Genomic DNA, 14,033 nt, shown 5'->3' with positions numbered 1-14,033 from the left:
GGCGATCAGTGCAAAGCGTTACAGATCTGAATTGCGAATGACGGAAAATGATTTCCTGGAAAGCGGGCATGAAAACGCCTCCGACACGGTCGAACGAATCCCCTGCTAATCAAAGGGTTGCGATTTTTCCGATGTCGGAGGTGTTTTGAAAGTTGGGTTGGGTGAGAAAGCCAAACTGTGCGAGGCTTTCCCACCCAACGAGACGAGCGGAACTTTAGAGTTCCGGCTCGATCATGATCTTGACCTGCTCCTTGTCGCTTGCCAGCGCCTTGACACCGTCGATGGCATCGTCGAGGCTGACGCGCTTGGTGATGACCGGCTTGAACTGGTCCTGATGGGCATTGATGATGCCGATCACGGTCGGGAAGCTGTTCTCATAGGCGAGGGTGGTGGTGATGTCGATGCCCTGCATGATCACGTCATCGGTGAAGTTGACGGTCAGCGGCTTGGAGAGCGCGACGAGCTGCAGCTTGCCGGTACGCTTCGTGACGCTCAGCGCGGTGTCGAAGGTGGCCTGCACGCCAGCGCACTCGAAGGCGATGTCGACGCCGTTCGGGCACTTCTTCTGGATTTCGGCCTTGACGTCCTGCTTGGCGGGATTGAGCACGTCGGTGAAGCCGAGTTCGCGGGCCTTGGCCAGACGGACTTCGGCGACATCGGAGATGTAAACCTGGTTCGCGCCGGCGATGCGGGCGAGCACTGCGGCCAGCAGGCCGATCGGGCCGGCACCCATAACCGCGACGGTGTTGCCTTCGCGCAGACCGGAGCGCTTGATGGCCTCGTAGACCACGGAGACCGGTTCGCACAGTGCGCCGAGCTCGTAATCCATGCCTTCGGGCAGCTTGTGGGCGAAGACGTCGTCGATGTTGGCATATTCGGCCATGCCGCCATCGTCGGAGAAGCCGAGGAAGTTGCCGGCGCCGTCATCGGCCTGGACCTTGTAGCAGAAGTTGTAGTTGCCTTCACGGCAGGCCGGGCACTTGCCGCACATAAACAGCGGTTCGACGGCAACCGGATCTCCGACCTTGAGATCGGTAACGGCGCTGCCGACCTTGACGACCTCGCCCGAGAACTCATGGCCGAAGGTCACGGGGACGGTCTTGCCAGTCAGTGGGTGCGGATGCGTTGGCAGACCCCAGCCGGAAGTGTAGGCGTGAAGATCGGAACCGCAAATGCCGCAGGCCTTCACCTTGATTTGTACTTGATCCGGCTTTGGTTCATCGATGGCGATGTCTTCGACGCGAACGTCTCCCTGACCATAAATGCGAACAGCTTTCATCTTTGATTCCTTTCGTAGGTTTGAGAGCCTCTGTGCTCTTTGCACAGTATATAAAACGTTTGCTTTGGATTTAAACATGCATATATGTGAAAATTGTTGAATTTGATGAAAATTTTGTTTTTTTAAATAATATTTCATGTCAAGAATCGTTGATTTTTGGCCGTTTTGGAATTGATAGGTTTCATTTCCTGTGATACATTTCAGTAAACGTGATTGTTGTCACATTACGTTGTTTTTCGTTTAATATATCAGTTTTCAGCATCAAGAAAAGGTACTCAACCTCAATGGAAGGTACCTTTTCGAATTCATCAAGGCTGACGCGTGAGCATCCGCTGGTGTTTGACGGATAAATGAAAACGCCACGGCAACTAACTGCATTCCCATGTGGTTGGCTGGGAAGCGTTGCAGTTGCCGAGGCGTCGCTGTTGGGTTTGTTGCTTTATGCCGTATGCTTCCTGGCTTGGGCAACAAGAATAATTGTGGTTCCTGCGAGCAGGAGGGCTGTGACAATCAGGGCGATTGGAAGCACCGCGCTGCCGGTAGTCGCAAGCGGCTGGCTGGGAGCAGCTTGCGACTTTGGTGCAGGCTTAGGAGCAGGTGTGGCAGGTGCGGGCTGCTTCTGTGGGGCTGGTTTAGGTGCAGGTGCGGGCGTAGGAGTTGGTTTGGGTGCAGGGGCTGGTGCCGGAGCTCCGGGCACATACTTGCGTGTGATGGTGCCAGCGAAGGCGCCCACGCTTTCTCCACCGCGCATGACGTCTTGGGTGAAGCTCATGGAGGCCGTGTTTCCGCCATTCAGGGCTTCCTTGGTCCAGGAAGCGATACCAGTGGCTGCGTTGTACGTGCCTGACGCGGTGACCAAGGTCGGGGCGATGAACGAGCCGTCTTCGAATTTCGCGGTGCTGAGGTCCAGAGGCCAGGTGTTGGAATCGGGAAGCGTGACGGTTTGCTCGTCGGCCCAAAAATCAGTGAGGTTGGGTAAATCTTTCAAGGGCGTGATATCGGCGACTCTGTCTTTGTAAAAGCGCACCGTTTGAAGCTTGGTGTGTCCTTTGAGTGGCGTGATGTCACTGATTGGGGTGTCGTGGAAGAAGATGGTATCAAGGTTGGTGAGTTTTTTGATTGGTGAGAGGTCGGTGAACGGATTGTAGCAGAGGTCCAGCGTCGTCAGGTTGGTGAGGTTGGCGAAAGGCTCGATGCTGTGGGTGCCGGTGTCCTCGATATCCAGGTAGGTGAGGTTGGTGAGGCCGTTGACGGGTGCCATGCTACTGATCGGGTTCCTGTCGATTTCCAGCGAGGTGAGGTTGGTGAGGTTTTTGATCGGCGTGAGATTGCTGACGTGGTTCTGGCTAATATTCAGCAGGCTGAGATTGGTGAGAAACTCGACTCCGCTGAGGTTGGTAATTCCAGCGTCCTCGTCGATGATGGATGTGATGCTCGAAGCAATTGTCGAGGTAAAAGTGGCTGTGACGCTCGTGCCGGCTTCGTCGGCCACAAGGTCTGCAAGCACAGAATCCGGGAAGCAGTCGGCGATGGTGCTGGTGTTGACGGTGCAGCCGCTTTGCGGGCCGGGGGTCAACTCCTGGGTGGAAGGTTGAAGACTTTGCGGGGCTCTCGACTGCCTGGTCAGGCTTTCAGACTGCTTGCTTTGGATCGTTGAAGGCTGCTTGCTTTGCTGGGTTGCAGAAGGCTGTTCGCCCGTTGCCGGCTTCGCGGCCTTTTTCTCACCGTCTTGTGCACTGGCGATCTCTGGGTCGGTGCTCTTGATTGGTGCGGGCGTGGCTTTGGTGCTCGTCTGGCCAGCTTTCTGCGTGCCGGTTTGGGTTTCAGGCTGCTGGTTTGCCGTCTGCGTGCTGGCTTGGGTTTCGACCTGCTGGGCTGGCTTGGTTTCGCTGGCCATGGCGCCGACGGTGGGTGCGAGCATCGCGATGCCGGCTATGGCCGCAATCGCTGCGAGCGCGAACTTGTGTGCGCGAGGTTTTCCTTCACTGTGCTTTCCGCTCATGATCCCCTTCGTTCTCTTTTAGCTGTCTTTATATAAGTATTACAACTTTGGACTTAGCGGTAAACGCACAGGCCCATCATTTTTTGATTATAGTTAGCATAATGGATAAAAATGATCAGTATAACGTTTTATAGAGAACGATGGACGGTAAACCATCTCGATTTGGGGCTGAGCGGTATTTATTTAAAGTCGACTGTTGGCAACAAGTCGCCGATTACGGTGCGACACCGGGCAGACGATGACGGTTTCGTGGCCTGCGGACTTTGGCGTATCTCGTCGGTCGAGACAAACTTCAATCCGAAAGAGTCGGATTCGAACGATTTACACATGTCAGCTGGAACCGGCTGAAACATGAGAAACGCCCCGGCAACAGTTTGCGTTTTCACTTGACCGAAGTTTGCGAAAGCGTTGCTGTTGCCGGGGCGTTCTGTTGGGTTTGCGGTGGCTTATGCCTGGTGTTTCTTGGCGCGGACTGCAACAACTGTTACTGTTCCTGCAACCATGAGAACTGCCATTGCCAAGATGGTGGGGAGCACGACGCTGCCGGTAGTCGCAAGCGGTTGGCCAGAGGCCGAATTGGCTTTCTGAGCGGTTTTTGATGCTTGCTGCTGTTGTTGCGGTGCCGGTTGTTTCTGTGATGGAGCTGGTGTTGTGGTGCCTGGTGCCGGCGTCGGTGCAGGGGCAGGGGTTGTGGCCGGGTCTACGTATTTGCGCGTGATGGTGCCGGTGAAATCGCTGTCGATTGGCCCGCTGGCGCCATAAACGGAGCTGAAGGACAGGGTTGCCGTCAAGTCAGGGCCGAGGTCGCTTCTCATCCAGCTGGCGATTCCGGTAGTTGGGTCGTAAGACATGCCCGATTGGGTAAGAGTGGTGGGCGCGACGTGGGAGCCGTCGACGTTTTTGGCGGTTTCGATGGTCAGGGGCCACGAACTCATCGCAGGCAATTCGACATGCTGATTTTCTGCGTAGATGGTACTGACATTGGTCAATGTCTTCAAGGGAGAGAGGTCGCTGATAGCGTTGCCGCCGATTTGGACTTGCGTCAAAGCTGTATCACTTGCCAACGGTGTGACGTCGCTGATGTGGTTGCCTGACATATAGAAACGGTCCAGACTCGAAAGATGGGCCGCAGGGGTGATGTCGCTGATGGCGTTGCCTCCGAGCGCCATGATGTCTAGCCATTGATGATCCGCCAGCGGGGCGATGCTGGTGATTTTGTTGTTGTAGCCGGAGATCCAGTCGAGGTCCTTGTCGTTCTGCAGAGGTGTGAGGTCGCTGACCGTATCATTATCGAAATAAAGCATGCGGAGTTGGGTCTTATTTGTGAGCGGTGTGAGGTCGCTGACCTTGTCGTTGGAGACTGAGACGTCATCGAGCTGGCTCAGACCAGTCAGCTCCTCAATGCCGTCAAACAGGTTGTTGTCCATATGGATTTCCGAGAGCTTCGTAAAGTTCCTCAGGATGGAGATGTCGGCGACCTTGTTGTCATTGAATTCGAATTCGAGCATTTTGGTCAGGCTTCGCAACGGGGTGATGTCGCTGATGTCGTTCTTGTCGAGATCGAGATAGCCGAGATTGACCAAACCGCTCAGCTGGTTGAGGTCCGAATTGACGACTTTGTCGTCGACCAGACTAAGGCTGTAAAGATTGGTGAGGCCTGCCAGCGGGCGCAAGTCGTGGCTCTTGGTATAGCTCAGATCGAGGCTACCCAAAGTGGGTGCCAAGGGTCTGAGCGGAGAAAAATCAGTGATTTCATTCCTGTTGGCACCGAGGGTTTTGAGACTGGTGAGACTGGAAAGTGTACTGATGTTGGTGATTGAATTGCTTGAGATGTCGAGCTTTTCGAGAGCCCTCATGCCGGCCAAGGGTGTGACGTTGCTGATGTGGTTTTGGTTGAGATAAAGCTCGGTGAGGTTGGTGAGGTTCGTCAGCGGCGAGATGTCATTGATTTTATTGCTGTAGAGGTAGAGCGTGGTGAGGCCGGTGAGGTTGCTCAACGGGCTGATATCGGTTATCTCGTTGTAATAGAGGCTGAGCTCGGTGAGGTTGGTGAGATTTCTCAATGCTGAGATGTTCGTGATTTGGTTGTCCATGAGATCGACATCGGTGAGGTTGGTGAGGGTCGCCAGGGCACTGATATCGTTGATGTGGTTGCCGCCGAAGTTGATGATTCGAAGATTGGGCAGGTTCTCCAATCCGTCAAGACTTTGGATGTCTCCTATTCCCCCGACATTGGTTGTACTGTCGACCATACTTTGTGTGAATACGGAGGTGGTCGTAGCGCTTTCTTGTCTGGCTATCATGTCGGCGAGGGCGGGGTCGGGGAAGCACTGAGCGATGGTGCTGGTATTGACAATGCAAGTGCTTCGCGGGCCGGGGGTCGGACCTTGGGCGGATGGCTGCAGGGTGCGCGGGGTGAGCTGGGCCTTGCTCGGCTTGGTGATCGAACGGCTGCCTGAGGTCGTCGTCTTTGATTCGGGAGCTGCTTTCTCGGCGCTCGTTGTATCGTCTTGTGCCCGATTGAGGCTGTCTGTCCTCGTTTCCCTGCCCTGCTTTACCGTGATTTTCGCGTCCTGCTTCGTATTGGCTTTGTCGGGGGTAGGCTCGGTGGCTGCGGGGCTTGCGCCCGTGGCTGAGCTGGAGGGTGCGGCGCTTGCTGGGTTTGGCGCCTGTGTGCTGGATTGGGTCTCGGCCTGCTGGGCTGGCGTGGTTTCGCCGGCCATGGCGCCGACGGTGGGTGCGAGCATCGCGATGCCGGCTATGGCCGCGATCGATGCGACTACGAACTTGTGTGTGCGAGGTTTCCCTTGGCTGTGCTTTCCGCTCATGATCTTCTTCGTTCTCTTGTGTCTGTTCCGATGCGCTGTGGCGATGGTGCCCTGGTTGGGATCGACGAACTGATTAACAATATTTGATTATATATGACACATTATATAAATAGTGGCGGATGTAACGTTTTAAATGAATAATCGGCCCGGACCAGGCTCGTATCAACGGTTGGTGGCAGGTATCTGAAGGTGACCGCCCCCGATGATTCGGTGGCTGCGGCCGAAGAACGTAAGAAACGGTATTGGATGCAATGGACTGTTGGGGGATTGCGGCAGCCAACATAAAAGTGTGCGTGACGGTGGCGGCTTCATCCCCTGTTTCCAGTCAAATCGAGTTGGAGGTCTCTTGGGCGCGCGGCTTACAACCTGCGATACAGGTCATCGGTGGAGACGAATCTGATGCCGAAAGAGCCCGATTCGAACGATTTACGCACGTCAGCCGGAACCGGCTTCTTAAGGATTAAATATTAACTGTCTGATGGGTAGCCTACTCGTGAGACAGTTACTTATAGGACAGTTGCATGTACAGAAGTTTCTTATAAGGCATTTATTCGAATCCAGAATATAGAGAAACGCCCTGGCAACAGTTTGCGTTTTCACTTGACCGAAGTTTGCGAAAGCGTTGCTGTTGCCGGGGCGTTCTGTTGGGTTTGTGGTTGTCGTTGGTTCAGTTATTTAACCCGATTGTTCGGTTCTTCGCTTTTATCTGCCTTCCCAGTGTGCGGCTTCGGTGGCGCGTTGGGCGTCGCTGTGGCGTTTGATCAGGTAGCCGATGGTCGCGGCGAGTACGATGGCGGCCAGCAGGATGAGCCACCAGAGGTTGAAGCCGTTGTGGACGCTCTTGGCCGGGGTGGCGTCTGATTGGGCGATGGAGCACTTGGGCAGGCCGACGTAGTCGGAGTCCTTCCATCCGGCGTTCTCGCCCTGAGCGGTGCCGTCGGAGACGAGCCAGCCGGCCTTGTGGCTGGCCTTGGCCTTGGCGTCGAGCCTGCGGGCCACGTCGTCGGGCATGCACTTCGGGCGCGGGCGCGGCTTGCTGGTGGCGTTCGGGGAGGCGTCGCCGTCGGCCGGGTTCTGCGGTGCGGGCGTTGTCGAGGTGTTGCCGTTCTGTGCGCCGGCCGGGTTTGCAGAACCGTTGGTGGTGGCGTTGTGGCCGCCCGCATTGCCGGTGCGGCTGGTGCTGACGCCCTGAGCGCCCGGGTTGGAACGCCCGCCTGCCAAACCGGGTTGCACGCTGAGACCGGGCTGGGCGATGGCGACCGGGCTGTTGCCTCCTGCCGGGTAGGGCAGCGTCGGGGAGACGGGGGCAATCGGGCCGGAAGGTGCTCCGGGCTTGCCGTTGTCGGCAGTGTTCCCGCTGCCGGTTCCTGAGCCGGGTTTTGACGGGGTTCCGGGAGTGCCGGATTCTCCAGGGTTGCCTGGCGTGCCGGGATTGCCTGGGTTACTCGGATTGCCGGGATTGCCGGGAGTGCCGGGAGTGCCGGGAGTGCCGGGATTGCCGGGAGTACCGGGAGTGCCGGGAGTGCCGGGAGTACCGGGAGTACCGGGGTTCCCTGGTTGGTCGGGGTTGCCGGGAGCATCCGGGTTGCCGGGAGCATCCGGGTTGCCGGGTTTGTCGGGATGACTTGGCTGATCTGGCTTACCTGGTTGATCCGGATTGCCGGGTTTATCAGGGTTACCTGGCTGGTCGGGTGTGCCGGGAACCGTGTTCTGTTCCCATTGAGCCTTCAGGTTGAGGTCATTGGTGACGGGGGTTTTAAGGTCGTAGTCCTCCCATTTGCCGTCCTGCTGGATCTGCCATCCCCTGAAGGTGTAGCCTTCGCGGGTCGGCGGTGTGACCTTGCCTTCCAGGTTCTCGCCGTCGTTCACGGTCATCTGTTCGATGGCGTTGCCACCGTTGGTGTCGAAGGAAACCTTATGGGTCACGGGCGTTGGCGCCTCGCCCCTCACCCAGTCGGCGTGCAGGGTGATGTCGCGCGTGACGGGGGTATCCATATCGTAATCGACAAGATCGGTGGTGCCGTCCTTGATGATCTTCCAGCCCTTGAGCTTGTAGCCTTCACGGGTGGTCTTGGGCGACGTCACCTTGTCCCCGTCGTGCAGGGTCACCGGATCGACTTCGCTGCCGCCTTCGGTGTTGAAGTAGACGGTGTAGGATATCGGCTCTTTCGAAGGTGCTGGCGGTTTTGGCTTATGCGAACCACTGCCACTGCCGCTATCGCCGCCGCCGGGGCGAGAGACTTGGACATGTATGGTGCCGCCGATGTGGCCTTGGGCATGGCCTACCGTTCCCGACTCGTCAAAGACAACATCGAGCTGCTTGGCGTTCAGAGGCCCGTCGATGCGCACGGTTCTCACGTCGATGCTTTGTGGCCCAAAGACAGTGGCGGTGCATCCGTTAGTGCTGCAGGAGACATTGACGGTGTCCACATTTGTCATTCCCGGCAGATTGATGGTTGCGGGCAGAGGCGCTATGACATCGTCGTCCAAAGCTTGTTGGGTCAAATCGAAGGAAACGAGATTCGGCAGCTGAGCCAGAGGACTTGCGTCGGAAATCGCGTTGTGGGAAAGTTCGACGCTCGTGAGCTTGCTGAGCGATCCCAACGGTGTGATGCTCCTCAAGCTATTGCCGGAAAGTTCAAGAGTTCTAAGGTTCGAGAAGTTTTCAATGCCGGTGAGGTCTCTGACATAGGCGTTGCTGGCATCCAGGTCGGTGACGGAGTCGACGAATTGCTGGGTGAGCTTGGATGTCACGTCGATATGCAGCTTGCGGGCGATGACTTTGGCGAGCATCCGGTCGGGTACGCACTGGATCAGACTGCTTTGCCCAAGCGTGCAGCCCCAGTCCGGCACCCATTTGGCATAAAGCGTCAGGTCGTGGGTCACTGGTTGCGAGAAATCGTAGTTTGCGCCGGTGAAGTCGGCATTGGTCTTCCAACCGCCGAAAGCGTAGTTCGCCAGTGACGGGTTGTCGGGGACGCTGGCCGTCTGCCCAGGTATTACAGATTGTTTCTTTACCGGGGTTGCCTTGCCGCCGGTGTTGAAGGTAACGGTGAACGGTGTGGGCGTCCACTTGGCGTACAGGGTGATGTCGCCGGTGACAGGGGTGCTGGTGTCGTAGTCGGTCAGGTTTCCTTTGCCGTCGTCGATTCGCCAGCACACGAAGGTGTAACCCTTGCGGGTCGGAGGGGTGACCGTGCCGATGGTATCGTTATATTTCACCTTCTTTGGCGTTATGGTGGTGGCGTCCTTTCCTGTGTCGAAGGTGACGGTATACACGTTGGGAATCCAGTTGGCCACCAGCCTGATGTTGTGGGTGACGGGGGTGGCAAGGTCGTAGTCGACGAACGTGCCGTGGCCGTCTTGGTCAAACTTCCATCCGCCTAATGTGTATCCGAAACAAGTCGGTTTGGGTGCCACGTCGGTCAGTGTTGCGTTTTCGGCGACGTTGGTTGTCCATGTAGTGCCGTTGAGCGGGTCGTCGAAAATCACTTTGTAGGTGATGGGCGTCCAATCGGCGATCAGGGTGATGTCGCCGGTCACCGGCGTTTTAAACGTATCGTATTCGACCAGTTCAGATCCTTGGCGTATCAGCCAGGTGTGGAAGCGGTAACCAGGGCGTGACGGTTTGTTGAGCTCGCCTATCACGTCGCCGTCGCCCACTCTGATGGGCTTGAACTGTGTCGCGCCTTCACCGGTCTCAAAGCTGACCGTGTGGACGATGCGTTTCCAATTGGCGTGAAGGGTGAGGTCCGAAAGCACCTGGGCGCTGAAGTCGTAGTCGCTCAGCTTCCCGTTGCTGTCCTTGACCTGCCAGGAAATGAACTCGTAACCCTGACGCGTCGGGTCGGGAGGGGCGATGAAGCTGTCGCCGTCGGCCACGGTCATCTGCTTTACGGTGCTGCCGCCTTGGCCGGTGTCGAACGAAACCGTTCTCATGATTCGTTCCCATTGGGCGTAGAGGGCAAGGTTCGTGGTCACCGGCGTGGAGAAATCGTAATCGATCAAATCGTGGGTATTGTTATAGTATTTCCACCCGGTAAACTTCCAATGTTCCCGTGTCGGGTCACCCGGCTTGGTGACGGGGGTATTGTCGTTGACCTTGGTGGTCTCGGTTATGCCGGCTTCCGTATCGATATAGAAAGTGACGATATGGATCAGCGGTGCCCACTTGGCGACGAGCGTGATGTCGTCGGTCACCGCGGCGTTCGTGTTGTAATCGGTCAGCTTTCCGTCGTTGTCTATCTGCCAGCCGACAAACGTATAGCCGGGACGCGTGGGATTTTCCACGGCTCCGACGGGGTCGCCCTCGGCTACATTTCTCGAAGCGATGGAGGTGCCCCCTTCGCCGGTGTCGAATTTGACGGTGTGATAAGCGCGGATCCATTTGGCGAAAACGGTGGTGTCTTCCCGGAAAATCGTCGTCTTCAGACTGATAACCTCCAATCTCCCGTAGTTTTCGGCCTGCCATCCCCCGAAAGTGTAACCGGGGTATGTCGGCGGCACGGGGGAGGTGGCATGGCCTCCGCATTGGATTTCCTGGGCAGGAACGGCGACTTGTGCGTCACCGGTATTGAAGAGGATGGTGCATGTGGATGCCACTGGTTCTTCTAGCTTTATCCACGTGGCTCTCAGTGTGATGTCCTTCGTGACAGGGGCGGTCATGTTATAGTCGACCCATTTGCTGTCCTGCTGGATTTGCCACTTGTCGAACCGGTAGCCTGCACGGTTCGGTGACGGGTAAGAGACTCGGTCGCCGTCGAAAACTTGATATGACGTCGAGGTGGAGCCTTCGTAGCCATAGTCGAATGTCACGGTATGCCGGGCCATCAGTGGTCGGGTGATGGTACCGGAATAGGTTGCATGTGAACCGTAGATGCCGAAAAGTTGAATATCTTCGAAATTAAGGGATACCTGCTTAAGACCGTTCAGGCCGCTGAATGTGACTTTGCCGGCGTTCTTGTCATAGGTCGCCCCTTTTATCGGGTTGGTGGAAGTGACTTTGGCAAAACTTCCGTCAGAGAGTTTTGCGCTGTTGAGCGTGGTCGAGGCAGGCGATTGCTGCCAAGGTTGCTCGATGGTTTGCTGCATGAGTTTGAGCTGCCCCAGATTGTCGGCGAAGCTGGCGATCGGTGTGAGGTCGCTGATGTGGTTCTGGTTGAGATTGAGCTCGCCGCGTCGGGTGGAGTAGTCCACGGTTATGCCGGAGACAAGGCCCGAGTTGCCGGCGAGCGGTGTGAGGTCGTTGATGTCGTTGTTCTGTAGGTCGAAGCCAATGAGGGTCGGCATGGATTTGATCGGTGTGAGGTCGCTGATATGGTTATTTCTCAAATCGACGCAGGGAAGCTTGACGAGCTTGCTCAGCGGGGAGATGTCGGTGATGCGGTTGGAGTCGAGTATCAGCGCTGAATTGCCGATGGAAACCATGTTTTCCTTACTGGCGAGGCTGCCGAGGTCGGTGAGAGTTTCCAACGGTTTCAAGTCGCTGATGCGGTTGTTGCTCAGGTCGAGGCTCGAGAGGCCGGTAAGTGTGGAAAGCGGTGTGAGGTCGCTGATGTGGTTGTTGCTCAGGTTGAGGTCCACTTCATTCCAGCTTTTGCCGTGGCGTTTTTCAAGGCCGTGGAGATTTGAGAGGCCGGAGAGGTTGTCGATTTCGTTGTAGACGAGGGTGAGCTTGGTAAGTGACGTCAGTTTGGCCAGTGGGGTGGTGTCGGTGATGTAATTGTCTTGCAACTCAAGTTCTGTCAGGCTGGTGAGTTCGGACAATCCGGAGATGTCGCTGATGCGGTTGTTGCTCAGGTCGAGCTGGCTGAGGTGGGTCAGCCCGTTCGGTTTCGTTGTAATACTGCTTATGTTGTTCTTGCTCAGATCGAGACCTAGAAGATGGGTCATCCCATCCAGGTCTGATCCGATATTCTCTATCAAGTTGTTGCTCAGATTGATCGAGTAAAGTTTCTTCAGTCCCGCAAATCCCTTTACGCTGTTGATACGGTTGTCCCTTAGATCGAGGGTGGCGATGTTTTTCATCCCTGCCAGCGGTGTCAGATTGCTGATTTCATTGTTCCAAGCCTTCAGATTGTCGAGCGCGGTGAAGCCGGAGAGTGGCGTCAGGTCGCTGATTTCATTGCGGCTGATATCCAATGTGCTCAAATGAGGCCCCAGTGCCTTGAGCCCATCAATCGTGACGATACCGGTGTTGCTCACGTCGAGAACGTTCAGCTTGTCCAGTTTTCCGAGAGGCTTGAGATTGCTGTTGAGATTATTGCCCGACAGATCGAGTTCGGTGAGATTGCTCAATTGCGTAAACGGCGTGACATCGGAAATGGCGTTGTTGCCGAGCGATAGCTTGGTGAGCGCGCCCAGATGTTTCAACGGCGCGATGCTGCGGATATTGTTGGTGGTTGTGCCCGTGGAGCTGCCGTCGGCTTTGAGTATGGTCAGCGCCGTGAGGTTTTCGATGCCGTTGAGGTCGGAGAGCTTGTTGTACTTAACTTCGAGAGTGGTGAGCTTGGTGAGTTTTCTCAGCGGCGTCAGGTCATGTATTTGGTTCGTGGGCGAGCTGGTGCCGTAGGCGCCGTTGAGTTTGAGCCAGGAGAGGTTGGTCAGGTTCTCGAGACTGCTGATATCGCTGATCTGGTTGCAGCTCAAGTCGATGTTAACGAGGTTTGTCAGGTTTTTCAGTGGTTCGAGATCGGAAATTTTGCCATACGTGAAGTCGATGTTGGTGAGGTTGGTGAGGTACTGCAGGCCTTCGAGGCTGTTGACATACGGATAGAGTGGTGACGACAATGATTTGATGCTGTCGATCATTTGCTGCGTGAAAGTGGAGGATGGGGTTGTCAGCCATCCTCCCGCCCGGGCGACGGAGGTTGCAAGAGCAGTGTCCGGGAAACATTGTGCGATGGTGCTTTTGCCGATTTCGCAGTTGGATTGAGCGGTTGGAGTGGCCGGAGCAGGTTGGTTCGGATCTGACTGATTGCCGGGGTTTGTTTGTTGCGTGCCGGCTTGGGCGTTTGAATTATTGGCCTGATTGCTTGGATTGCCGGCCTGATCGCGCAGCGTCGAGGTTGCGGCTTTTATGCCGTTTATGCTTTGTTTGTTCAGAGTTGGGCTTTGTGATGGCTGTGCGGCTTGCAGACGTGCGTCCACTGGCGACGGTGCTGCGGACAGACGTGACGGGGCTGCATCCAATCTTGGTGTTTGCTGCTTTATTGTTCCTGAAGGTGCCGGGAAGGTCATCGGCTGTGATGTTGCTGTTGTTGGTTGTGCTGTGGATCGCGCGGATTGTGTTGCGTTTCCGGAAACGTTCGGTGTTTCGGATTGTGGCTGTGATGTGGCTGCTGCCGACGGTTCTGAGGACCGGGAAGTGTACGTCGTCGATTGCGATGTAACTGCTGCCGATGGTGCTGTTGGTTGGGAAGCCGCTGGGGCTGCGCTCGCCTGGCTCGTTCCGGGAGGCTGGCCGGTGCCGAATTGAGCCGCCTGAGCCGAGGCGGTTGGTATGAGCATGGCCATACTCGTGAGCGCTGCTATACCTGCAACGATTGCCTTACGTGCTTTTTTATCGGACGCTTGTTTCCTTGTACTCATAGTTTCCCTCATATCGTTCTCTCTTGCGAAATGATGCAACTGTACGACAGCAATGCCGCAAAATGACATATTGTGATTAATGATAACGTAATGTATTTACAAAATGTGACACATATCTCGTTTTTGGTATTTTGGCTTCCAAAAATGATGTTATTGTGATGCGTTTGAGTCACAGAAAAATGAGAAAAGATACCTGATTATTTTCGGTCAGGAATGATTGAACGTGGGATGTAAAAGCTTTTAAGGAGAATTAGTATTTGCCCGGACGAATTGCCGGTGCTCGGGTGTAATCGGAAGTAGCCGAAACACCGAATAGAGGAGACGTCCTTGGCGA

4 protein-coding genes are annotated in these 14,033 nt (G+C 55.8%); all 4 read right to left on the bottom strand.

Features of this window, described 5'->3' with window-relative positions:
- Positions 1-214: 214 nt before the first annotated feature.
- A complete protein-coding gene (locus OZX67_RS08925; RefSeq protein ID WP_277142723.1) occupies positions 215-1,279 on the bottom strand; it encodes a 2,3-butanediol dehydrogenase in 1,065 nt (354 codons plus the stop codon).
- A gap of 439 nt (positions 1,280-1,718) precedes the next feature.
- Complete coding sequence (locus OZX67_RS08920) at positions 1,719-3,281, bottom strand: leucine-rich repeat domain-containing protein (protein ID WP_277142720.1); 1,563 nt, start codon at positions 3,279-3,281, stop codon at positions 1,719-1,721.
- A 446-nt stretch (positions 3,282-3,727) separates the two neighbouring features.
- Positions 3,728-6,109, bottom strand: coding sequence for a leucine-rich repeat domain-containing protein (locus OZX67_RS08915; protein WP_277142718.1), 2,382 nt, complete (start codon positions 6,107-6,109; stop codon positions 3,728-3,730).
- 702 nt (positions 6,110-6,811) lie between these two features.
- Positions 6,812-13,699, bottom strand: a complete 6,888-nt coding sequence (locus OZX67_RS08910; RefSeq protein ID WP_277142716.1) for an InlB B-repeat-containing protein — start codon at positions 13,697-13,699, stop codon at positions 6,812-6,814.
- Positions 13,700-14,033: the final 334 nt, after the last annotated feature.

Source organism: Bifidobacterium sp. ESL0728, from assembly GCF_029392015.1.
In the GTDB taxonomy this organism is placed as follows: Bacteria; Actinomycetota; Actinomycetes; order Actinomycetales; family Bifidobacteriaceae; genus Bifidobacterium.
The sequence above is the reverse complement of the archived record's forward strand: the minus strand, read 5'-3'. Positions and strand labels throughout refer to the sequence as shown.